General features: G+C 28.1%; 27 protein-coding genes and 1 tRNA gene. 24 read left to right on the top strand and 4 right to left on the bottom strand.

Annotated features, from left to right (window positions below; all coding sequences use genetic code 11):
* Window positions 1-36: 36 nt before the first annotated feature.
* The 3 genes from RYK99_RS04230 to RYK99_RS04220 all read right to left on the bottom strand — a co-directional run bounded on the left by RYK99_RS04230 (window position 37) and on the right by RYK99_RS04220 (window position 3,603).
* Window positions 37-1,173 (bottom strand): tyrosine-type recombinase/integrase, encoded by a 1,137-nt coding sequence (locus RYK99_RS04230; protein ID WP_314990423.1) that lies wholly within the window; start codon window positions 1,171-1,173, stop codon window positions 37-39.
* 327 nt (window positions 1,174-1,500) lie between these two features.
* Complete coding sequence (locus tag RYK99_RS04225) at window positions 1,501-2,484, bottom strand: Abi family protein (protein WP_314990421.1); 984 nt, start codon at window positions 2,482-2,484, stop codon at window positions 1,501-1,503.
* Between the two features lie 501 nt (window positions 2,485-2,985).
* The gene (locus RYK99_RS04220; protein WP_314990419.1) at window positions 2,986-3,603 is read right to left on the bottom strand and encodes a helix-turn-helix transcriptional regulator; all 618 of its coding nucleotides are present in this window, start codon (window positions 3,601-3,603) and stop codon (window positions 2,986-2,988) included.
* 161 nt (window positions 3,604-3,764) lie between these two features.
* Between RYK99_RS04220 and RYK99_RS04215 the strand changes: the two genes are divergently transcribed.
* From RYK99_RS04215 to RYK99_RS04155, 13 genes are all read left to right on the top strand, one after another.
* Entirely contained in the window at window positions 3,765-3,977 is a 213-nt protein-coding gene (locus RYK99_RS04215) for a hypothetical protein (RefSeq protein WP_314990417.1), read from the top strand.
* A 254-nt stretch (window positions 3,978-4,231) separates the two neighbouring features.
* Window positions 4,232-4,477, top strand: a complete 246-nt coding sequence (locus RYK99_RS04210; protein WP_314990415.1) for a helix-turn-helix domain-containing protein — start codon at window positions 4,232-4,234, stop codon at window positions 4,475-4,477.
* 77 nt (window positions 4,478-4,554) lie between these two features.
* Entirely contained in the window at window positions 4,555-5,010 is a 456-nt protein-coding gene (locus tag RYK99_RS04205) for a hypothetical protein (RefSeq protein ID WP_314990413.1), read from the top strand.
* Window positions 5,011-5,058: 48 nt separating this feature from the next.
* A complete protein-coding gene (locus tag RYK99_RS04200) occupies window positions 5,059-5,742 on the top strand; it encodes an AAA family ATPase (RefSeq protein WP_314990411.1) in 684 nt (227 codons plus the stop codon).
* A gap of 3 nt (window positions 5,743-5,745) precedes the next feature.
* A complete protein-coding gene (locus tag RYK99_RS04195; RefSeq protein ID WP_314990409.1) occupies window positions 5,746-6,270 on the top strand; it encodes a hypothetical protein in 525 nt (174 codons plus the stop codon).
* Between the two features lie 635 nt (window positions 6,271-6,905).
* On the top strand, window positions 6,906-7,376 hold the full coding sequence (locus RYK99_RS04190; protein WP_314160297.1) for a hypothetical protein: 471 nt from the start codon (window positions 6,906-6,908) through the stop codon (window positions 7,374-7,376).
* 29 nt (window positions 7,377-7,405) lie between these two features.
* Window positions 7,406-8,110 carry a hypothetical protein gene (locus RYK99_RS04185; protein WP_314990393.1) on the top strand — a complete coding sequence of 235 codons (705 nt, stop codon included), beginning with the start codon at window positions 7,406-7,408 and terminating at the stop codon, window positions 8,108-8,110.
* A gap of 1,351 nt (window positions 8,111-9,461) precedes the next feature.
* Window positions 9,462-9,674, top strand: a complete 213-nt coding sequence (locus RYK99_RS04180) for an SH3 domain-containing protein (RefSeq protein WP_314990450.1) — start codon at window positions 9,462-9,464, stop codon at window positions 9,672-9,674.
* A gap of 226 nt (window positions 9,675-9,900) precedes the next feature.
* Window positions 9,901-10,317 (top strand): type II toxin-antitoxin system antitoxin SocA domain-containing protein, encoded by a 417-nt coding sequence (locus tag RYK99_RS04175; protein ID WP_314990392.1) that lies wholly within the window; start codon window positions 9,901-9,903, stop codon window positions 10,315-10,317.
* A complete protein-coding gene (locus tag RYK99_RS04170) occupies window positions 10,310-11,068 on the top strand; it encodes a hypothetical protein (protein ID WP_314990391.1) in 759 nt (252 codons plus the stop codon). The genes RYK99_RS04175 and RYK99_RS04170 overlap by 8 nt, the downstream gene beginning before the upstream one ends.
* A 616-nt stretch (window positions 11,069-11,684) precedes the next feature.
* On the top strand, window positions 11,685-11,885 hold the full coding sequence (locus tag RYK99_RS04165; protein WP_314990390.1) for a hypothetical protein: 201 nt from the start codon (window positions 11,685-11,687) through the stop codon (window positions 11,883-11,885).
* A 65-nt stretch (window positions 11,886-11,950) separates the two neighbouring features.
* Complete coding sequence (locus RYK99_RS04160) at window positions 11,951-12,151, top strand: hypothetical protein (RefSeq protein ID WP_314990389.1); 201 nt, start codon at window positions 11,951-11,953, stop codon at window positions 12,149-12,151.
* A 522-nt stretch (window positions 12,152-12,673) separates the two neighbouring features.
* Window positions 12,674-12,747 (top strand) — tRNA-Arg (locus RYK99_RS04155).
* Between the two features lie 57 nt (window positions 12,748-12,804).
* Here RYK99_RS04155 and RYK99_RS04150 read toward each other — a convergent pair.
* Window positions 12,805-13,059: a NifU family protein gene (locus RYK99_RS04150; RefSeq protein WP_314990387.1), complete on the bottom strand. Its 255-nt coding sequence runs from the start codon at window positions 13,057-13,059 to the stop codon at window positions 12,805-12,807.
* 495 nt (window positions 13,060-13,554) lie between these two features.
* Between RYK99_RS04150 and RYK99_RS04145 the strand changes: the two genes are divergently transcribed.
* From RYK99_RS04145 to RYK99_RS04095, 11 genes are all read left to right on the top strand, one after another.
* Window positions 13,555-13,917, top strand: coding sequence for an iron-sulfur cluster assembly accessory protein (locus RYK99_RS04145; RefSeq protein ID WP_314990385.1), 363 nt, complete (start codon window positions 13,555-13,557; stop codon window positions 13,915-13,917).
* 36 nt (window positions 13,918-13,953) lie between these two features.
* Window positions 13,954-15,144, top strand: a complete 1,191-nt coding sequence (locus RYK99_RS04140; protein WP_314990383.1) for an NAD(P)/FAD-dependent oxidoreductase — start codon at window positions 13,954-13,956, stop codon at window positions 15,142-15,144.
* Between the two features lie 207 nt (window positions 15,145-15,351).
* Window positions 15,352-16,926, top strand: coding sequence for an aminotransferase class V-fold PLP-dependent enzyme (locus RYK99_RS04135; protein ID WP_314990381.1), 1,575 nt, complete (start codon window positions 15,352-15,354; stop codon window positions 16,924-16,926).
* Window positions 16,926-17,144, top strand: coding sequence for a DNA-dependent RNA polymerase subunit epsilon (locus RYK99_RS04130; protein WP_003144942.1), 219 nt, complete (start codon window positions 16,926-16,928; stop codon window positions 17,142-17,144). Before RYK99_RS04135 ends, RYK99_RS04130 begins: the two co-directional genes overlap by 1 nt.
* The gene (gene rnjA / locus RYK99_RS04125) at window positions 17,137-18,807 is read left to right on the top strand and encodes a ribonuclease J1 (RefSeq protein ID WP_172497835.1); all 1,671 of its coding nucleotides are present in this window, start codon (window positions 17,137-17,139) and stop codon (window positions 18,805-18,807) included. The genes RYK99_RS04130 and rnjA overlap by 8 nt, the downstream gene beginning before the upstream one ends.
* Window positions 18,808-18,809: 2 nt before the next feature.
* Complete coding sequence (gene sdaAB, locus RYK99_RS04120; RefSeq protein WP_314990378.1) at window positions 18,810-19,478, top strand: L-serine ammonia-lyase, iron-sulfur-dependent subunit beta; 669 nt, start codon at window positions 18,810-18,812, stop codon at window positions 19,476-19,478.
* A gap of 11 nt (window positions 19,479-19,489) precedes the next feature.
* Window positions 19,490-20,362: an L-serine ammonia-lyase, iron-sulfur-dependent, subunit alpha gene (gene sdaAA / locus RYK99_RS04115; protein ID WP_314990377.1), complete on the top strand. Its 873-nt coding sequence runs from the start codon at window positions 19,490-19,492 to the stop codon at window positions 20,360-20,362.
* A complete protein-coding gene (recG, locus tag RYK99_RS04110; RefSeq protein WP_314990373.1) occupies window positions 20,355-22,364 on the top strand; it encodes an ATP-dependent DNA helicase RecG in 2,010 nt (669 codons plus the stop codon). Before sdaAA ends, recG begins: the two co-directional genes overlap by 8 nt.
* A 9-nt stretch (window positions 22,365-22,373) precedes the next feature.
* Entirely contained in the window at window positions 22,374-23,009 is a 636-nt protein-coding gene (locus RYK99_RS04105; protein WP_314990371.1) for a class A sortase, read from the top strand.
* Entirely contained in the window at window positions 23,002-23,988 is a 987-nt protein-coding gene (gene plsX / locus RYK99_RS04100) for a phosphate acyltransferase PlsX (protein WP_314990369.1), read from the top strand. Before RYK99_RS04105 ends, plsX begins: the two co-directional genes overlap by 8 nt.
* A 5-nt stretch (window positions 23,989-23,993) precedes the next feature.
* Window positions 23,994-24,224, top strand: coding sequence for an acyl carrier protein (locus tag RYK99_RS04095; protein WP_003144982.1), 231 nt, complete (start codon window positions 23,994-23,996; stop codon window positions 24,222-24,224).
* Window positions 24,225-24,430: the final 206 nt, after the last annotated feature.

Genomic DNA, 24,430 nt, shown 5'->3' with positions numbered 1-24,430 from the left:
TTTTTTATAAATGTAACGAAACGGTAACGACCATTTTTACATTTCCATATATTTAGCAAAATCATTACCTATATTATCCTTTTGTAATTGAGTAACGTGAGTATATATATTCATAGTAGTTTGTATATCAGAGTGGCCTAAACGGTGCTGTACAGCTTTAATACTCATATTCCCACTTTCAAAGAGTAAAGAAGCATGAGTATGGCGAAAACCATGTATTTTAATTAATTTAAAATCATGTTCTTCACAAATTTTCTTTAATGTATAATTAGGGAAAAAGATCCATTTAAAATTATTCTCACTATTAGCAAATACAAGTTGTTTTGCTTTTGGGATTATACCAACCTTTAAAAATTCTTCACGTTGTCTAAATTTCCATAATCTTAAAATACGTGCAGTTTCTGTATCTATTGAAATAATTCTAACACTACTTTTACTTTTTGGGGTTTGAACCACTACAGCAGTTTCTGTACTTGCTAGAGTTTTATTTATATCAATAGTATTGTTGTTAAAATCGATATCTTCCCATGTTAAAGCTAGTATTTCACCTTTTCTAGCTCCAGTAAAAGCTAGTAATCTGAATAGTGTTTTCCATTCAGTATTATTGTAACTATCTACTATATCAAGAAATTGTTTTAATTCACTTTTGGTATAGTATAAAGTATCTTCATTTTTTGTATTTTCTTTTCTCTTAGGTATAGTTGCATTATCCATAGGGTTAAAATTGATCACTTGCATTTTAACACCATACTTTAAAATTAAGCTAGTGTAACTTTTCAATTTTTTAATGTGACTATAGGAAAAATCTTTATTAGTGTTTAAATACTTCTGACAACTAATAGTAGTTATCTTTTTTACTTTCATCTTACCAAAATAATTAAGTATTTGCTTTAACACGTTTTGAGTAACATAAAGTGAACTAGGTTTGACTGTATCTTTATATCCTTGAAACCATAGTTCATATAATTCTTGAAAACTAATATCATTGCTGTTGATGTAATTTTTATTATCAAATTCTGTACGTAAGTTTGATATATATATTTCAGTTTCCCTTTTTGATGTAAATCCCGACTTTGATTTTCTAATTTCTTTTCCAGTAGTAGGATCAATACCTATATAAATATTTCTAAACTTATAAAATTTCTTTCCGTTTTTCTCATATTGTTTAATCATTTTTATCATTTCCTTTCTATCTAGCACATATCAAAGAAATTAATAAATGATTAGGTGAAAATCACATCATATAATGAACGTGGTGAGATTTTTAAAGGGTAGGTAATGTAATTACACCTTTTGATAATTAGAATGCTTAGAAACGGTTTAAACGGCTTGTAATTTTAAGTAAGTGTACAAAACTTTGATATAATAGCATTTATATGGTATAATAGGTATATATTCTTTAATAAAGAAACTATGTATTAAATCATTTTATATAATTTTCATTTTTATTAGATCCTAAAAGCACTTGTAAGTTTACTGGTGCTTTTTTTATTAAGAAAATTATTGAATGCTAAAAATATTATCTATATCACTATCTAATAAATGTTGAGGGACACCTAGTTCATTTAGCAGATATTCTTTATCATCAGGATATTTTAATAAATGATTTTTCAAATAGAAAGATATTCTAACGTTAAGGTTTATGCTTAAATTATCAGATTTTAAAAAATTATAAAGTCTTGTAAATGTGTACAAATCATTTATACAATAGCCTAATCTATAACTTTTAGGACTAATACCTAAATAGTTATGAAAAATATTATTAAAGCGTATTTTACTCTTTTCTGACTTGTAATTGTAAATTCTACCACTATGTGCAGTTCTATTTCTGAAACGATAAATTAAAGATAATCCATCAGAAAATAATTGTTTTAAATCATTACTTTTATTCACTGTTTCAGTAGGAACACCAAGGATTATACTTATTACCTTATTTTTTATTTCTGTTTTTTGTTCTCTATAAAAGTAATACATATTCCCAAATGTAGCCCCTTTGAATAATATCCACGGTGGTATGTGATTATGTTTCTCACGATAATGTTTAAAAGGTTGAGTATTATCGTTTATAATACTATTAAATTTTTCTAGTAATACATCTAAATGATAAACCACACTTCCATTCTTTCTAAAATAATCACGACCTCTATAGTTGTGTCTTTGTAAGTATTCATTTTCTAGAACACCATACTTTTCAGCAATAGTGTAAGCTAGTGCAGTTTTAAATATTGTTTCAAATTCTAAAGTAGAGTTTAAAATAACATTTTTAAAATTAGTATCTAAGACATACAAAGAAAAAAGATGTTCAAATGTTTCTCCCTCTTTATACTGTTCTTTCTCTTCTAGTAAAGCATCTTTATAGCCGTTTACTATTTCGTAATAACCATATAACATTAGGTTTTCTTTAGCGGTAGTTTCATTTATGATAGTTAAATTTCTTGATTTTAATAAATCTATTTGTTCGTTTATATTTTTAAATTCTTTCATTCTTTCGCCAACTTTCTAAATAAATACAAAAAAGCCCTTGAATTAACAAGAGCTTTTAGGTGGGACGAACCTCGTCCATTTCTTTGATTAATTTAATTATAAATTACTCTTGTACTTTTGTCAACTTTTATTTACTTTTATTTACTTTTTTGCAACATATTTCATTACATTTTTAAACTATTTAGGTACATTTCAAATATAACAGAAGATATTTTAAATATAATAGAGCATATTTAAAATACATTAGATTAACTTTTCAAGGTATTTAAAATATAATTGATATATAAATACCGCTTCTTACGAAAAACTTTCTGTTTTTAAATATCTAAATTTTCAATTGAACAGTGAACGAACAGTGAGAAAAATTAAATATTTGTACTAACGGTGTATAAAAATAATGCAGTATACCGCTTCTTGAGTGGTAGGTAACTGTTAGTTGATGATCAGTAATCATAATGGCTTATTTTTCCATTTTGAACTGTTAACTGATGGTTGAAAATATTAATTATTGTTATTTTCTAAACTTTGAATATATTTCTTATCACTATCTGATAATTGATAAGTCTTAAGTTTTGATATAATTTTTTTGGTAAGTTGTTTTCTATCTTTTTCTGTTAACATTTCGATTAATTCAACAAGTTTATACGTTTCTTTTTGCATATTAACCCTTATATTTTCCATAGTTTTCAAATACTCAATATCAATATTCCAAGGATTCCATGTAGCGTTATTTTGATCGATATAATCATAGATGTAATTAATATTTTCTAATGTAATATATCTATCTTCTAACCATTTTTTAAACTGAAGTCTAGCAATAGAATATTCTTCATTAGATGATACTTTGTTTCCAGTTTGATATTCAAGTATAGAAACTAAATTATTATCCAAAAATTCATCAATAGAACCATATAATAATTCATTTACAGTCGTATCGGCTATTTTTGAAATACTGGCTAATCTTTCTTTATTAGGTAAAGAAACGCCATTTTCCCATTGTTGAACATTACCTTTACTAGCATTAAACAATTTTCCAAAAGCCTCTAAAGTGTAACCTTTATTCATTCTAATTTGTTTTATCCTCGAACCAACAGCTTTCTTATTTACAGTTATTTTCATATATAATTCCTCTTTAATTAAGTTATATCCTCATTATACACTAATTAAGTATAAAAATAAATAGAAAAGTACAAAAAAGTACTTGACTGGTAAGAAGTATAATGCTAAACTAATATTGTAAGTACAGAAAAATACTTAAATATTAGAAAGGAGTTTTTAAAATGCAACCTATCAAAATAAGTAAAGTACGCTCTTATAGATATGCATTAGGTAAAACACAAAAAGAAATGAGTGAATTACTTAATATCCACCATGTTGTATATGGACGTAAAGAAAGAATGTTAGTGGCATTTACTGACAAAGAAAAAGTAACACTATTGAACTTTTTCAAGGAATACTTTCCCGATGAAACAATTGATAGTTTATTTTTTTAAAATAATAGTACAGAAAAGTACAAAAACCTTTCAAGTACCAAGCTACCAACTCAACTACTTAAAAGGTTAAAGACAAGTATTTAACAAAAATACTTTCTTTCATTATAACACAAGAAAGGAGTTAAAAGTATGGAAAACAAAGAATTATACATTAATAGTTTTTGCTGTGCAGTGGTATTTATACCATTCATAATAGCATTTATATTTTTAGTGGCCAGACTAATGGATAGCATTTATTAAAGGAGCGTGATTATATGTTTAGTGAAGCATTTGAACAAGAAGTGATTAAGGCAGTACGTGAGATAGTTAAAGACATTTTACAAGATGAAATAAAGCAAGATAAAAGGTATAACCAAAAAGAACTGTGTGAAACCTTAGGAATTGGAGTTGATACCTTATCAGACCTAAATAGACGCGGTTTAAGACCAACTAAAGTCGGTAGACAGTACATTTATCTTGAAAGTGAAGTAAACAAGTTTTTAAGAGAAAACACAATTTAAAAAAAATAAAATATCTAGCACATATCAAAGAGATTAATAAAGGTGGTAATACTACCGCTTCTTAAAATTAAAATAGAATGGAGATAATAAAAATGGAAATAAAGGTAATAAAAGACGGGACAACAGAAGAAATGGTTTATAACGGTTTAGAGTTATTAGAGAAGTTTGCAACAAAACTATTAAATCAGAAGGATAATGCAGTAACCTTAGAAACTTTACAGCAAGATAATGAGTTACTGCTAACGTTTGTTGGAACATACTTAGCAGTGGCACCAACCTTTAAAGATATGGTTTCAGAATATCAGAAAATAAAAGATAGTGAAACCTTTAGAAATAAAATCATTGATAGAGAAGTAAAAGTGTTAACAGGATATATCGAAATGTTGGACGTTGGGAAAATTACTGGAAAACCTACTGACTTACAAATTTTAAAAATACAAATTAAAAGTACTTTAGAAATAAGGATTAAAGTACTAGAAAAGCTAAAAGATACCTACAGTAAAGATGAAGATACTTTAAAAATTGAAATGTAAAAGAGGTGATGTGATTATGAATACTATATACATAGAAAGGGTGAAAATATGGTAGATGTAAAACCATTTAAATTAAAAGAAGTAAAATTTAATAATAATGATGAAATAGTAACTAGTTTATTAAATAAACATGAAGTAATGGCTTTAGTTGGTAGTCCTAATAGTTGTAAAACAAGTGTTGTAATAAGTTTAGCTATTAGTATAATTAACAATGGTTATTGGTTAGATAGATTTAAAGTAAGTGGTAAGAAAGTTTTATTTGTTAATACAAGTAGTAAATTTAGTTATGTTGTGGAAACAATAGAGAAATTAGGAAGAAATGAAGCGGTTAATGAAAATTTAGAAATTTTAGATGTTAGAAACGAAAGTTTTAATAAAATTGATGAATTGTGTAATTTTATAAATAATGCTAGTTTTGAAAAATATGATTTAATTATAATTGATACTATTGATACATGTACACAATTAGAAAATCAAAATTATAATAGTATTCCAGTTAAAACCACATTATCTAGATTAGCTTTCAATTTAAATACTGCTATTGTATTTACACATGATAATTTTACCCCACGAATTGGGAATATAGAAACAGATAATCAAATTAAATATACTAAATTACATTTATTTTGTGATGTATATATTGAATTTTTAGAATTATATCCTTCTGATTATTATTTAGATACTATTAAATGTGATGAAGTAATAGGATATTTAAAAAATACCATTCCATAAATCTTGACTACTTTTAAATTTGATATTAGCCAAGGTTTAGAAAATGAGATAATTGAACTAAAAGAAAGAATAAATACCCTTAATTTCTTAGAAGACTATGAAAAAGAAAAGATTGTTACAGTAATTGATGAACTCATAAAAATGGTTAATCAAAGGAAATTTTATAAACTGAAGATAGTGTCCAAAGAAAATGGATCAGAAGATTATTTCTATTATTTTAATTTTCCATATTTATACAATGTAACATCAGAATATATTGAAAATCTAGAAGTAGGAAAAAAGGCTGTTGATACTCTACCTAAAAAAGATAAGCGTAAAACAAAAGATATTAATAAAGCTTCTAATAAAAAACAGATTATTGAAAGTATTCAGAAGTTTAGACAACTAGAAGGAGAATATCCAACCTCAAAAGATTTACAGGAATATTTAGGTATAAGTAAAAGGACGTTACAACGAAAAATTAAAGACTGCGATGGTGAAATTATAAAAATAGATAATACTTATACTTTAATTGATGATTTGTATTAAAAATAAAATAATATTTAATAAAACGACACAGACATTTTAAAGTTATAAATAGTTGTCGTATTAACGGAAAAGTTTATTTATTAGTTTTAAAATACATGCCAAAATAAATAAACGACATATAACCACAAAATATATAAAGTAAAATATTTATATTTGATATTTCACTTGTGAAAACCATGATTAAAAAAATAAATATATTTATTTTATCCACGACAAAAACGACAAAAACGACAAATGACGCTATGAGACAATGCGACAAAAAGCGTTTTTTAATATATACTTGTCGTTTTTTTACGACAAATATGACAAATTAAAATACTTGTCGCATATAAAAGTTATCAAATCAACGATTAATAGCATTTAAGAATTGCTAAACGACATGAAACGACAAGTATTTTTGTCAGACACCCCACTATATACTATCTACGATGTATATAGTCTGGTAGGTGGCAATAACCCCCTATGTGGGTAATACGGACAAGGGGCTTTAAAGCTAGCCCCCTTGTACCGTCCTTACCCCACGGATAGGGAAAGCGAAAAAAAGAAAAAAAATAAAAACTTGTCGCTTTAAAAATTTATGGTATTTCTATTTTTTTTATTTAAGAATTGATTTTCTAAAAGTAGGAGGTGAAACAATGAAAAAGAGATCAAGAAGAAAATTCAAGAAGATAACAGATAAAAATTTTCAAAAATTTAGAGTTATGCACCCATGTAAAGATATATTAGAGGTTAGAAATTGGTTAAAGCAGAATATGCAACCTTTAGAATATATTCAAGGTAGACTAACAAAAGTTGGACTTCTTGTATACAGTAAAGAAGATAAAATTTACAAAGGCTTAAATTATGGTAGCGATATAAGACTAGTACCAAGAAACAATAAACATAATATAACTATTGAATTATTGAATATCTGTTTTGATGAAGAAATAGATATTATGAAGCCACTTAAGAAGAAAAAAGATACTGAAGAATATAGAATAGAAGATAATGAAATTTCATGGTATTTACTAGAGAAATACAAGATACTGGAGTATTTAGTGTTACAAGCTTTATATTGTGGATATCTAAAAAAAGATAATGGATACATTGTAGGCGATTTATGGTAAATATAAAACGAAAGAAAGGAATTTAAATAATGCAGTTATCAAGAGAAGAACTATCTAAACTAGACCTTATAATAGAACGTTATACGGACGATACGACCTCTAAAGAAGCGGAGGTAATAGAAACCTACCTAAACAAAATAGACAGCTTAGAACGTGAATTATTGATAGCTGTATACTTTAATCTTTCACGTAAGGCAACTGATGAAGAAAACAAGATTATTGATGAACATAAAGTGAAGTTATTCAGTCTACTATCTGATAAAGGATATATAAAAGTTAAGACCCCGCCAAGAGTTGAACAAAGATTGAACAATGATAAAAAGCAAAAATTAAATAGGTATAGAGATTTAAGAGAACAATTATACCAATTATATAATACATTAGACGAACTGAACGAAAAACAAAAATATCTATCAAATATACAAGCTACTGACTATTCAAAAGAAAAAATCAAATACAGTAAACAGGAATATGATTTTAAAGCAGTCAGTTTATTATCTGAAATAGAAGATACAGAAAAATATATTGAAGAATTAAAAATAATAACACTGAAAGAAAAAGAGTATCTATCAAGTGTTATTAGAAATATATCTGATTTAAGAGTTAGACATATATACTGGTGGCGGTATTTAATGGTTGAAGAATGGAAAAAGGTAGCAAGAATGGTAGGTTTAAAAAGTGAACGTTACTGTATGAAGTTACATAATGAGTACTTAGAAGAACTAGATATTTAAATCTAAAACACCGATAAAAAAAGTAAAAATGTATGGTATAAACAATATATCTTTTCAGTTTACTGCAATAAATTTGAAAAGAACTAAATAAAAGCAAGCGACCAAAAAAAAGAAAAAATGTATGGTATACACAATTAAGACATCTATTTATTAGGTGTCTTTTTTTAGATGAAATTATATTGAAGCGTGAACGAAGCGTGAAAAAATTCATAAAATACACTATTTTTAGAAGCGGTAAAAGGTATAAATTACTAAGGTAGAATGCTAAGAAATGCTAAGGTTTGAAATGTATATAGAGAAAAAACAATAATAATGAACAGTGACTATTTCTTTTCCCTTAGAAGAGGTAATATGCAGTTATTAGACCGCTTCTGTGTGGAAATAGATATAATTACACTAAATTGAGTTGAAACACGTTAAACAGCTTTTAAACAGCAGTAAGGAAAAACTACTTTTTACTAACAAAAACCACCATTTTTAGAGGTGAAAATAACGTTATTTTACATAAAATGTTGGAAAATGAGAGTGTAAAAACCTATATAGTAAATGTTAAGATAGTGGCTTTTAGTGGCATAAAATCCTATAAGGTATAGTGTAAAATACTGGAAAATACGGGAATAAAACTCTATATATAGATAAAATTTAAGAAATATGAGTGTAATTCATGTTTTATAAAATGTTGGTAAATGTTGGTATAAAAGCATATATAGATAAAAAAACTTGTCAAAACTTGACAAATAAAACCTATAAATGTTGGCAAATGTAGGCATAAAAATCTATATAGCTTTAAAATCGGCAGTTTCGGCAGTCTTAAAGGAGTTTTCAAAAACCTTAAAAAACCTTATATAAAATCCTATATAGATCAAAAAGAAGTTTTAAAAGGGGGGATAGTACCTCTCTACTATGTTGTTCGTCCTTCACGCCGTCACTGTACATATTTTTTCGTGCGAAAGTTAAATTGTTGGAAAATGTTGGAATAAAATCCTATATAGGTAAAAATGTTGGAAAATGTGAGTGTGGAAATCTATATATATAATTACTACAAAATACTACATTGAGAACCTATATAGAGCATTAAAAACCTCAGAAAACCTCAGATTAATTTATATATAGGTAAATGATAGAAAACGTTATAGGAATAAAGTGAACTACGGAAACTATAGAACAAAATATTGATGGTAATTTGGATGCATTATATGTAGGTGGTCCAGAGAGGTATATAAGTAGAGATTTTATTGGAGTAATTGACTGGTTCAGATTTCCATACGATAATAATTCTAATTCTGTAAATTCAGATATGAATTTTAGTTAGTTCAATTTAACAGAACAAGATTGGCATTTTACAGTAGGTATAGATGCTTTAAATGTTAGAAGAAGTCCAAGTTTAAGTGGAGAAGTAGTTGCAGTTTATGGTAACGATGAAGTGATAAACTATTATAGTTACTGCATAGCTGAAGGGTATGTATGGATTAGCTACATTGGGGCTAGTGGTATTAGAAACTATGTAGCAACTGGTGAGTTTATTGATGGAGTAAATAACTGTACATTTGGAAGTTTTGAATAGTCTCCTTTATTTTATCCTATCTTAGAAAAATTTAGGATAGACTTTTTTGTTTGAAATTTTTTTATTTAAAGAATTATTGATATAACAATGCTAGTTTACTCTCTATTTCCCGGTTATTAAAACTGTCAATAAAAAAAGTTGATAGAGTGTTTATAATATTGTACAATATAAATAGAGGATGTAACACAATGAAAAAGTGATACATCTATAAAGGAGGAGATTTATCATGAGTATGTTAAATTTTGCAAATCATATATTGGCAGTAGCTTATGAAAATAATTTATCAGTAAGCAATCTTCAATTGCAAAAAGTAATGTACTTCGCAATGAGAGAGCAGAAAGATAATCATGAGTTATTATCTCAAATGTATGACGAACCGTTTTATGTTTGGCGTTATGGACCGGTAGTTCCTTCAATATATAGAAAATATAGAGGATATGGTTCAAGAGCTATTATAGATAGTGGAAAAAAGGATAATGATTTAAATATCTTTAATAATAGCATATTAATTCTTTTAGAGAAAGATCCATTCTCTTTAGTGGAAGAGAGTCATAGACATATCTTTTGGAAATCTAATGCTAATAAAATATATCATGGAACTAGTGATGTAAAATATTCTTTAGAGGATGTAATAAATGGCTAAAAAACCCCCTTTGAGTGATAATGATATATTAGAATTATTAAAAGAGATTAAAAATGAACAAACTCAGTTTGAAACTAAATATAAAGACGTATTGAGTAAATATATTGAGACAACTATGATAGATGAAGTAGATTTTGATGAACTTTTTTCTTTTACTAATACATATAAACAATATAATTTACCTTACTCTACATTTACTAGATTTATTTTTGTGGTTGGAGAAGATATTGATTTAAGCAATTTTACAACTGAGCTAAAAGAATGTTTAACTAGAAAAATTGAAAAATTAAAGAATAGTAATGGAGTATATGATGTAGAAAGAAAGCAAGCTAGAATAATGGCTAAGATAATAGAACATACAGAATTAGCTTTAAGTCAAAAGAATAATTTATATACAAAACAAAAAGAGTTAATAGATGAACTAACTAAGGAATTAGATTCAAGTAAAGAAGAAATTACTAGTTTAACTGGGGACTTAGATTCAAGTAAACAGGAAATAACTACTTTAAAAAATTCGGTAAGTTCTCATAAATTTGACTTAATAGCACTTATGAGCGTTGTATTTACTATATTTACCGTTTTAGGAGTTAATGCTTCAATAATAGCAGCGATAGCTACTATAAAAGATCTGAACATATGTAAAATGATAGGTTTATTTGTTTTTGGCAATGGAACATTGGCTTTAATGATATGTTGTATAATGAAGTTTTCTAAAAAATATTATATGGATTTCATAAATAATAGAAATTAATAACGGCTAAAACTAAAATATTAAATTGGATAAAAGCGTATTAACAAATGAGAAATTTTGTTAGTACGCTTTTTTTCCTGTACTTTTTAACTTTTTCTTTAGTTTTTGATAAGAAGAAATTAGCTGTATAGGAAAGTAAAACCAAAAACTACTGTACCGCTTCTGTATAAGAATAAAATAGAGTGATAGGAAAGTAACTGTACAATTTATTTGAATAGTTAGTGATAAGAAGATACTACCTTGAAATGCACAGCAAAAAAGAAGCGGTAATAACAATGCAGTAATGAAGCGTGAAAAATTAGCTGTACACCTTGTAAAATCAAATATAAGCCTTGTATGAGTTTAGGCAGTGTAATTACAAAGGAAAGTATAATCAGAACGCTTAAAACGTAAAATATAACGTGTATATTTTAAATAATCATAACAATATGGAGATTTTAGAGACCATAAAAAGAACATACCGACATTTCTGACCTCTTAAAAAAGTATCCTAACATTTCTAAGACCCTAAAAAAATGCTAAACTATGTATTTTAAATATTTAATTATATTTGTTAGGTGCTTTTATAATTTGAAAATGGTATAATTAATTTAAATAAAGTGAAAGGAGTATTGAGATGGACATAATGACGTTACCTAGTAAAGAAACGTTGATATTATATAATGAAATATATCCGTGGATAGTGGATGGAAAGCGAGAGAACGGAGTAATAACTTATATTTTTTCAAAAAATACTCCAAAAGAAATATTAGAATTATTTAATAAAATAAAAGATAAGCTAAGATATAAAGTTAATGATTATATACTAGAAGATTAGAATTAGTATTATATAAGCGTTTATTTGCCTTATAAGAGGTTTATCCTTGTGAAAGGAGTATTGAAATGGAAATAATGGCATTACCTAGTAAAGAAACACTAATTTATTTCAATGAAATAGATGATTGGATTTATTCGGAAGAAGTAACGGATAATGGAGTAATTTTATTTTTCGAAAAAAGCACTCCGAGTAATATAATAACTTTATTTGAAAATATAAAGGATAAATTAGATTTTAAAATAAAAGATTATTTAATAGCAGATTAAAGCACTTAGTATTTTACTAGGTGTTTTGATTTATAAAAAAAAGACAGTTAGAAAACCGCCCTTAAAAGTGGTTAGTGCAAAAAATGCACATACCTATACTATAAATTTTAAACCTACTTAATTACTTTGATATGTGCTAGATATTTTTTGTTTTGGTGACGAACTGGTAACGATATATAGTAATTTATAGGATATAAAAGTAAATAACATCAAGTAAAAATACTATAAAATCAAGTTTAGTAAATTCCAGTTTCTTCTATATAATATGGTAGATATTCTCTAGGATTAAGAAGATAATTTTTAAAATGCTTAAAGGAAAGCTGTTTGAGAGACTTCGGCTTTCCTTTTTCTATTAATGTAACGAAATTCCTATTAAGTTTCCGATATATTTTTAATTTGACTATAATAGGTAACATACTCTGAAAATCGCGAATATAAAAAATAATTTAAAAAAGTATTGACATAATATGAAAAAATTGATATACTATTAAAGTACTTCAGAGAGAGGTAAGTATTTAATATGTCTCAGTAGCTCAGCAGGATAGAGCAACGGCCTTCTAAGCCGTCGGTCAGGGGTTCGAATCCCTTCTGGGACGTCACTAAGAGTAGATTTTTGTCTACTCTTTTTTTTATTTAAATGAAAAAAAGAACGTCTAAACAACGCTCATTTTTACTTCTATTACTTTGTTCACTTCTGGTATTTTTTCAACAATAGTTTTCTCAATTGCATATTTTAATGTAATGTGTGATAGTTCGCAATGTGCACATTCACCTAAAAATCTAATTTTTAAAATTCCATTTTTAAAATTAATAAATTCTATATTTCCACCATCATTAATAAGCTTAGGTCGTATTTTTTCTAATTCAAATTTAATTTTATCAACAGTTTCATAATACTCTTTATTCAAAACGAATCCACCTCTCTATAAAATATTATACTGTTCAGTAAAAGAAAAGTCAATAAAGCAAGAAGACATAAATAATTGCTGTTACGGGCAATTTAAAAAAGTTTACATATAAATATTAAATAAAGATAAAGTTTTATTGAATAGGATGAAGAAGAATCGTTTATAGATAGAATATATAATAAAATTAGAAAGAAAATCAACGACAAAAATAAATATTTAAACATTTGCTTAAATCAAAATAATTTTTCAAAAAAATGTTTACACATGTAAATTTTATTAATATTATAGTGTTTCGAGATTAATATTAATAGAAGCCTTTAAAATTATATAAGCAACTATACTAATAAAACAATATTATGTAAATTTAAACGCTTTTAAAAAATTCATAAAATATTCACAAATTATTTTATAAAATATAAGCAAGATACTGTTATTTTGTTAGAAAAACGGTTATAATATTAAATAGAAAATAAAAAATAAAGAGGGAAACATTTTATGGCTAATACAGATAATCAACTAATCTTGATAACAGATGTAGCAGTTGGAAAATTCCAAGAGATGTTATTTGACGCAGATAAACGTGATAGTTATTTAAAAATCTCTATCGCTTTAGAAGGAACGCAAATGCACTATGCTATTGATATTAAGGACGAATTAGAAAACGGAGACAAAGTGCTTAACTTTGGTGATCTTAAAGTTCTTGTTAATGAAGAAGATGAGCTTCTTTTAAAAGGTCTTGAAATTGATTATGTTCAAGATGAATTTGGTAGTGAGTTTACACTACACAATCCAAATATGATTGAAATCTATGATGATGAAGATGGCGGTTGCTGTGGAAACGGCTGCTGCTGCGGTTAAAATACAAAATAACAGATAAAAGGAGAAATTGATACTATGAAAAACGTAGTTATTTTAGGTGCTGGTTATGCAGGACTTACAACTTTAAAAGGATTAAAAAAAGCTGCTAAAGCTGGAGAGGTTAAGGTTACTTTAGTAAACAAAAATTCTTATCACTATGATACAGTAAACTTACACGAAGTTTCTGCAGGGAACATCCCAGCAAAAGATATTTGTATCGATATTAAAGATTTAGTATCACCAGGTGTAGAATTTGTTCAAGATGAAGTAATCAAAATTGATGTAGAGAAAAAATTAGTTCTAACTAAAAAACATGAATTAGATTATGATGTATTAGTAGTTGGTTTAGGATTCCAACCTGAAACATTTGGAATTGAAGGTATGGCTGAAAATGCATTACCAATCGCTGACGTTAATGCTGCAGAAAAAATTGCTGCTACATTAGAAGACAACTTCAGAAAATATGCTACAAGCGAAGAAAAAGATGTAAAAGATATTTCAGTTATCGTAGGTGGAACTGGATTAGCAGGTATGGAATTCTTAGGTGAATTAGTTCACCGTAAAAAAGAATTATGCTCTAAATACGGAATTGATGAAAAATTAGTTAAAATTTATGGATTAGATGCATGTCCAACATTATTACCAATGTTCACTAAAGAATATAGTGATTACGCTAAAAAATACTTAGAGGATAACGGAATCGAAATTATCTTAGGTGCTGGTATTAAAGGTGCTACTAAAGATAGTTTCACTATTGAAATTGATGGTGAAAGAAAAGAATTATACGCTTCTACTTTAGTATGGACAGCTGGAGTTCGTGGTAACAAACTTATGGACGAAGCATTCCCAGAACTTGCTAAACGTGGACGTCTTGTGACTACACAACAATTAACAGTACCTGGACACGACGAGATTTATATCGTAGGTGACTGTGCTGCATTCATCGAAACTGGTCAAGAAAGACCTTACCCAACAACAGCTCAAATCGCTAACCAAATGGGAGCATATGTAGGTGCTAGAATTAGTGGTAAACAAGTTGGAGACTTCAAATACATCAACCGTGGTGTTGTATGTTCATTAGGTCACAAAGATGGTATCGCTGATGTTATGGGTGGTAAAAAAGCTAAAGGATTCAAAGCAGCTAAACTTAAAAAAATTATCGAAGCTAAAGCAATTTATGAATTAACAGACTTCGTTACTGCACTTAAAAACCAACGTATTTTTTAATACAATTTTAATAAAAATTATTTATGAAGGCCCAATTAATTTTGGGCCCTTTTATTTTTGAATTTTATTAAAAAGATAATGTTAATTTAGTATTAATTTTTTTTATAATTATAGTATTTTTAGCCATGTTAATTTGAAAAAAAATTGTAATTATGGTAAGATATAGTGTAGAGAAAATTTAACCAAATAAAGTTATGGGGAAAAATTATGATATATAAAATAGCAAATACAGCGGAAGAATATGAACAAATTTTCAAGTTGAACTATGAAACATTTGTCGAAGAAATTCCTCAACACGAAAAAAATGAAACTAAAAAATTAAAAGATAAATTTCATGATAAAAACATATATATAATAGCCAAAAAGAAAAATGATGTAGTTGGTATGATTGCATTATCAGATCAGCGTCCGTTTTCTTTAGACTTAAAACTTAATGATATAGATAAATATTATAAAGGTAGTTATAAAAAACCTGTAGAAATAAGATTATTATCGATAAAAGAAAAATATAGAAAAACTAAAGTTTTTACAGAATTATTGCAAAGAACATTTAATTATATTATTCAGAATGCCTATGATATTGTGTTTATATCAGGAACAACTAGGCAAGAAAAACTATACAAGCATTTAGGTTTTACAAAATTTCATGAAAATGTTGGAACTAAAGATGCTGAATATATGCCGATGTATCTTTCACTTAAGAGTGAAAATAAGGTTCTTGATAGAATGGCAAAAGCTCAAAGAATTAACTTTTTACCGGGACCAGTAGATTTATCTCAAGATGTTATTGATAAATTATCTAAGCAATTGTACTCACATAGAAGTAATGAATTCGTTAGTTTAACTAAAAATACACTTTCAAAAATAGAGAGAATTTTAGATGTAGAAACAGCGACTATTTTACATGGATCAGCTACATTAGCTAATGAAGCTATAATGGCGCAATTGAAAGGTAGAAATCTTAACAATGGTCTTGTTTTAGCAAATGGTGAATTCGGAAATAGATTAGTTCGTGAAACAAAACGTCACGGCTTAAATATCGATTGTTATTCTGTAGGTTTTGGAGAAAGCTTTGACTTAGAAGTTGTAGCTGAAAAATTAAAATCAGGAAATTATGATTTTGTCTATTTAGTTCATAACGAAACTAGTGTTGGAATATTGAATGATTTAGAAGAAATTACAAAAATCGTTAAACAAAACAATTTAGTACTTGCGGTTGACGCAGTTTCTGCAGTAGGTGCTATTAAATATAGTTATAAAGATGTTGATTATGTGGCATGTTCATCAGGTAAAGCCTTTTGTTCTGTAGCTGGATTAGCAATTGTAGGAACTAATTGTGAATTAGTTCCACTAGAAAACACACCGTTATACTTAGATTTACATTATGCTAATAAAATGACATCGATACCATTCACTCAACCATCTATTTTAATGGAAGCACTGAATACAGCTTTAGATGCCTTTAAAACAGATGAAAGATATGAAAAGGTTCAGGAGAAATATTCGTACATGAAGGCAGGCCTTAAAGACTTAGGTCTTCCAATTATGAAGATAAAAGAAAAAGAAGTTTCACCGGTGATTGTAACTGTAGAATTACCTGAAAATATTAGTTCACTTAACGTTGGAGCTTCACTTGCAATAAATAATATTTTTATTCATTATAAGAGTTCATATCTTCAAGAAAGAAATATTATTCAGTTTTCATTTATAAATATTAATACAACAAAAAATGAATTAGATTACACATTAAATATATTAAAAGAAATGATAGGAGATTATTAATGGCAGTATTTAAAGTATTTTACCAAGAAAATTCAAAGGAAATTCCAGTAAGAGAAAACACACAAGTGTTATATGTAGAAGCTGATGGAGTACCAGCAGTAAGAAAGTATTTAGACGACAGAAACTATAATGTAGAACTTGTTCAAGAATTAAGCGAAGCATATTTAGAGTTTGAAAAACAATCTGAAGACTTTAAAGTGGAGAAAGTTAATGGATAAAATCATTAAAAAAAATGAAGTAGGAGTAGCTGCTATTGGTGGTTTAGGAGAAATCGGTAAAAACACCTATGCTATTCAATACCGCGATGAGATTATAATAATCGACGCTGGAGTTAAGTTCCCTGGAGATAATATTCTGGGAATTGACTATGTAATACCTGATTACTCATATATTGAAAAAAATATTGATAAAATCAAAGCGTTGATTATTACTCATGGTCACGAAGATCATATTGGTGGATTGCCATTCTTACTTAGAAAAGTTAATTTACCAATATATGGTGGACCATTAGCAATTGGATTGATTAGATCAAAATTAGAAGAACACAACTTACTGGCTAAAGCTGAGCTTAATGTTATAGATGAAGATACAGTGTTAAGTTTTAAATATTTAAAAGTATCATTCCATAACACAACTCACTCTATTCCAGATTCGTTTGGAGTTATTGTAAATACTCCACAAGGGAATATTGTTCATACAGGTGATTTTAAATTTGACTTTACTCCAGTAGGTCAAGGATCAAATTTACACAAAATGGCAGCAATAGGAGAAAAAGGAGTATTATGTTTACTTTCTGATTCAACAAACTCAGAAAGAACAGAATTTACTCAAAGTGAAAAAGAAGTAGGTAAAACTATTTCTAATATTCTTCGTAAAGAGAAACATAGAGTTATATTTGCAACTTTCGCTTCAAACGTATATCGTGTAAAACAAGTTGTAGAGGCTTGTATTGAACATGGTAGAAAGATTGTTGTATTCGGTCGTTCTATGGAGAAAGCTATTAAAATTGGTACAGAATTAGGATATATTAAAGCACCTAAGGAAACATTTGTAAATAGTAAGTACTTAAATCAAGTAGATCCTAATAAACTACTTATTTTATGTACTGGAACTCAAGGAGAAGAATTAGCAGCGTTAAGTAGAATAGCAAATGGAACACATAAGAAAATTACAATAATGCCAACGGATACTGTAATTTTTGCTAGTTCGGCAATTCCAGGGAACACTCTGTCTATTAATAAAAACATAGATTTATTATCAAAACTTGGAGCAAATGTTATTACTTCTAGTGTTAATAATGTTCATACATCTGGGCACGGTTCGAAAGAAGAACAAAAACTAATGTTTAGATTAATCAAACCTAAATATTTCATGCCTATTCACGGTGAATATAGAATGCAGGTTATACATGCTCAAACAGCAGCAGAATGTGACATTCCATTAGAAAATTCATTTATTATGGAAAATGGAGAAGTATTAGCATTAACTAGCGATAGTGCAAGAATTGCTGGTAAGTTTGATGCATCAGATGTCTATGTAGATGGACTTGGAATTGGAGATATTGGTAGTGTTGTAATAAAAGATAGAAAAGAACTATCTGAAGAAGGTGTTATCGTAGTTTCAATTGCAATTGACTTTGAAAATAAAAAATTAATGAATAATCCCGATATAATAAGTCGTGGATTCGTTAATGTAAATGAATCAACAGAATTATTCGGACAATCTAAAGCAGTTGTTAAAGATGCTGTTTTATCTGTACTATCGAATGAGGAGTGCGGAGTATATCAAGTTAGACAACAAATTTTAGAATCTTTAGGGGAATTTTTAGAAAGTGAAATAGGAAGAAAGCCTGTTATTTTACCAACAATATTGGAGGTGTAAATATGAAATACAGAAGTGTATTTGATATTATAGGTCCGGTAATGGTAGGACCGTCAAGTTCACATACAGCAGGAGCAGTTCGTATCGGTTTATTTACAAGATATATTTTTGGAATGCAACCAGAAGATGTAAAAATAACATTATATGGTTCGTTCAAAGAAACTTATAAAGGACACGGAACAGACATTGCTCTTATCGGTGGATTATTAGGGTATAATACGTCTGATAAGCGTATAAGAACTAGTATGGAAGATGCAAAAGCAGCAGGGATGGAGTTTGAGTTCATAGAGAGTGGAATTGAACATATTCATCCAAATACAGCAAAAATAGAAGTTCAAGCTGGTCGACATAGCCTCGATCTTATTGGGAAATCAATAGGAGGAGGAAAGATGGTTATCTTTGAACTGCTAGGCTTTGATGTGAATTTATCAGGTGACTTCCCCACTTATTTCATTTTTTATAAGTTTAATGATAAAAATAAAGAAGAATTATCACTTAAAATTGAAGAATTGTTTGGTGATAAAAAAGTAAGTGAGAAATATTCTAGTTCTATTTTAGAAGGAACTAATTTACTTGTAGTTGAGTCTCTAGAGAAATTAAATGAAGAAAGCATTCAAAAAATAACTGAACTAGAATTTGTTAATGAAGTAAAATTTGCAGATAAATTGTAGAGGGCACAGAAATGTTTACTAGTTTAGAAGAAATCGTAGAAAAATCAAAATTAGAACAAAAACCTGTTTCTGAGTTGATGATAGAACAAGAAATTGAAGTGAATGGTGTAACTCGTGCTGCAGTAGAAAAATTGATGAAAAGAAATTTAGCTGTCATGATGCAAGCTGTTGAAGAAGGATTAGCAGGAGTAAGTTCAAAAACAGGACTCACAGGTGGAGACGCTAAAAAACTACAGGAATATATTAATAGTGGTAAATCAATTACTGGTAGTGATTTTTTAAACGGAGTTGCAGCAGCAATTGCAACAAATGAAGTTAATGCATCTTTAGGATTAATTTGTGCAACTCCGACTGCTGGATCGGCTGGAGTACTTCCAGGTTGTATTCATGCGTTAAAGGAAAAATTCAATATTGATGAAGAAACGCAGTTAAGAATGTTATTTACAGCTGGAGCTTTCGGATTCGTAGTAGCTAATAATGCTTCATGTTCAGGAGCAGAAGGTGGATGCCAAGCTGAAATTGGTTCAGCAAGTGCAATGGCAGCGGCAGCTATAGTAGAAGCCATGGGAGGAGATGCAGAGATGAGTGCTCATGCATTTGCCATTGCTTTAAAAAATATGTTAGGACTTGTTTGTGATCCAGTAGCAGGATTAGTAGAGGTACCTTGTGTAAAAAGAAATGCGGCTGGAGCTTCTACAGCACTTATGGCAGCTGATTTAGCTCTAGCAGGAATAAAAAGTCGTATTCCAGCTGATGAAGTGTTAGAAGCAATGTATAAGATAGGACTTGAAATGTCTACTACATTAAAAGAAACTGCTAAAGGTGGTTTAGCAATCACAAAAACTGGAGAAAAATATAGGAGTTTATTATTCGGTAATGATTAATATTTTAGAAAAATCGGTAGAAACTATAAAAGGTGTTGGAAAGAAATATTTACAGACTTTAAATGAATTAGAAATATATACAATTCGTGATATTCTGTACAATATTCCTTACAGAGTATCTAGTTCTACTGATTTTTCTTCTTCTGTAAAAGATAATGAGAAAGTAATAACTACAGGAAAAGTAGAAACTAGAGTAAGTACACAGTTTTATGGAAATAGAAGAAGTAGATCTTTTTTTACATTATCAACTTCATCGGGAAGTATTAAAATAGTATTTTTTAATCAACATTATTTAAAAAAGAATCTTGTTGAAGGTAGAGATGTAGTAGTTAAAGGAATATACAATGCTACTAATAACACAATTACTGCTTCTAGCGTAAGTTTCAATATAACTGAAGAAAAAACTAAAGGTGATACTATCGAAGTTTTTTATCATCTGAAACAAGGAATTACACAAAAAAAGTTCATAAAACTTGTTGAAGAATCATTTAAAATGATAGATGGTGAAAATGTAATATTAGATTTGGTTCCTGAAAATTTTAAAGGAATTTGGAAGTTAGAAAGAATACTTTACACTTTACATTACCCAAAAAATTCAGAAGAGTTTGATAAGGCAAGAAAGATGTTTGCTTTTCACGAATTGTTTAATTATCAGTTAAAATTGCAACTTCAAAACATTAATAGTAGAATTGAAGATACTAGATATACTGCAGGAGTGAACAATAAAGATATTAAAGAATTTAAAGATAGTTTACCTTTTAAATTAACAGGAGCTCAAAGTAGAGTTATTGACGAAATAGTTGCGGATTTAAATGAACCTTATAAAATGGATAGACTTCTCCAAGGTGATGTTGGTAGTGGTAAAACTGCGGTTGCAGCTGCAACTTTATATGCAACTATTAAAGCAGGATATCAAACAGCTATTATGGCACCGACAGAGATTTTAGCAAATCAGCACTTTGAAACATTCTTTGAGTTTTTTAAAGATTTGAATATTTCTGTAGCATTGTTGACAAGTAGTACTCCTAAAAAAGAAAGGAATACAATTTTAAGTCTACTTGAAGTAGGTGAGATAGAATTATTAATTGGAACACATTCTTTAATACAAGAAGACGTTAAGTTTAATAATTTGAAATATGTAATTACAGACGAACAACATCGTTTCGGAGTAAGACAGCGACAATTATTAAGTAATAAAGGTGAAGCTGTTAATTCATTGATGATGACAGCAACGCCAATACCAAGAAGTTTAGCAATCACTTTAATCACAGATATTAAGGTATCAACAATAGACGAGTTGCCAGCGGGTAGAAAAAAAGTTCAAACTTATAAAGCAAATAATAAGAGTTTTTATAAAGTACTTGATAATATTCGGATGGAACTTGATAATGGTAGACAAGGTTATGTGGTCTGTCCATTGATTGAAGAATCTGAGAAGATGGATCTTCAAAATGTAGAAGAAACCTATGAAAATATTAAGAATTATCTACCAGATGATTATAAAATTGCAATACTTCATGGTAAAATGAGTAATAAGGAAAAAGATGCAATTGTTGAAAAATTTTTAGCTAAAGAAATACATATATTAATCTCTACAACTGTTATCGAAGTTGGTGTAAATGTACCTAATGCTACATTTATGATAATTGTGGATGCTCATAGATTTGGACTTGCTACATTACATCAACTTAGAGGACGTGTAGGAAGAAGTAAGTATCAATCGTACTGTATCTTAGTAACTGATTCTAAGAGTGAGCGTATTGATATTATGTGTTTAGAAAATGATGGTTTTAAAATTGCAGAATTTGACTTAAAACAACGAGGACCTGGTGATTTCTTCGGTACGAAACAAAGTGGTGTTCCTAGTTTTAAAGTTGCTGATTTAATAAATGATGTAGACTTAATGTATCTAGCCAAAAAATTGGCTGTGAAAATTATAGAAGTAACAGATAATAAGCAACGGCTATTACAGTATGTAGGATTAGAGGAAACAATAATTTAGGAGGACTAGATGAATAAAAAATTTAAAAATACAATATTAAATATTCTTATCGTAGTATTGCTATGTACGTCAGTAGTGTTAATATTCAAAAATCAAATTAGAGAATATTTAACAGGAAATGCTAACGATAAGATAATAACAGCTTATAAAAATGGTAAGGGCGAAGTAGACATACCATGGTGGCAAAAAATGTTTACGGATAACGAATCAAAAATTAAACTAACAGATTCAATGTTAGGAATTTTAAAAATTGATAGTGTACAAATAGAAGAACCAATTTTCCAAGATGTTACTGAAATTAACTTAATTAATGGAGTAGCAACATCACAAGAACCATCAACTTTAGATGCGCAAAACGTAGTTATCGCTGGTCACAGTGTGCAAGGAGTTGGAATAAGATTCAATAACCTTAACAAAATAAAAAATGGAGCTAAGATTCAAATTATTTCAAAAGATAAATTACGTACATATGAAGTAAATAAACTTTATGATGTAGTGCCAACACAAGTTGAAATTTTAGAACAGCATGAAAATGAACCGAAGATATTAAAATTATTTACATGTGATAATTTCAATCCGCAAACAGGTGTATGGGAAAGTAGATTTGTAGTCGAAGCAAAATTAATAGGAGAAGAAAGTGCATAATATTATGAAAATAGGTATTGATATATTAGGTGTTGATGAACCTAGTAGAATTGTTAACTTTGTAAATAGTTATAAAGATGAAGAAGTAGAACTTTATGTTTATGGACTTGAAGAAAACTTAAAACAAATAACTAAAACAGAAAATATTATTAAGAATGTTTGTACTGAAGAAGTGTTAATGTCTGATGACGCAGCACGTGTTCACAGAAAGAAAAAAGATGCCTCAATGATTAGAATGTTATCTGATTTGAATAATGGTGTTATTGATGTAGCAATTTCTGGTGGAAGTACAGGTGCTTTCATGGCGAGTTCACTATTTATGTTAGGTCGTATAGAGGGAATTTCGAAACCAGGATTAGCGTCACTATTACCTACAAAAAGCGAACATAAGTTTTTACTTACAGATTTAGGAGCTAATGTAGAAGCTAAGCCAGATGATTTAGTAAATTATGCTAAACTAGGTCAATTGTATATGAAATATATTTATAATATAGAAACACCATCTGTAGCATTACTAAATGTAGGTGTAGAAGAATCAAAAGGAAACAAAGTCTATAAGGAAGTGCATAAGTTACTTAAAGAAGATATTAATAACTTCAAAGGAAATATTGAAGCTAGAGAGATTCTTGAGCATAAATATGACATTGTTATTGCAGATGGTTTTGCAGGAAATGTGTTATTAAAAACTATAGAAGGTGTTGCTAGTACATTAGGTTCTATGATTAAAGGAATCTTTATGGAAAACATTAAAACTAAAATTTCAGCATTACTTGTAAAAAGTGGAATTACGAAATTTAAAAAGAAATTTGATTATAGTGAATATGGTGGAGCATTCCTACTAGGAATTAAGAAACCAAGTATAAAAGTTCATGGTTCAGCTGATGAAAATGCATTATATTATGCAGTTCAACAAGCAAAACAAATACACAAAACAAAACTTTATGATATAATGATAAAAATGATGGAAAAAGGAGAATAGAAGCAATGGCAATTTTTGAAGAAGTAAAAGAAATTATTACAAAATATATTAAAGTTGATGCAGATAAAATTACATTAGAATCAAGATTAAACGAAGATCTAGATGCTGATTCAATTGATGTTGCAGATGTAGTAATGGATATTGAAGAAAAATATGGTTTTGAATTTTCAGATGAAGATGCAGAAAACATTGTAGAAATCAAAGACTTAGTAAGAGTTATTGAAGAAAGAAAATAATATAAATAATAGCTAGAGTTTTACTTTAAGTATGACTCTAGTTTTTTATAAAGTTGTTTTATTAGAATTATAAAACATATTATTTAAACTAATTGTAAGTTTTATGTGATAAGATAATTTTCAATATTATTTATATCATATAGAATTTATCTTTTTGTATATTTGTAAATGATGTGAGACAAAAAAAGTTAAAAATAAATACCTGA

The sequence above is a fragment of the uncultured Gemella sp. genome (genome assembly GCF_963537375.1).
In the GTDB taxonomy this organism is placed as follows: Bacteria; Bacillota; Bacilli; order Staphylococcales; family Gemellaceae; genus Gemella.
Note: the sequence above shows the minus strand (reverse complement) of the source record. Positions and strands in the feature narration are given on the sequence as shown.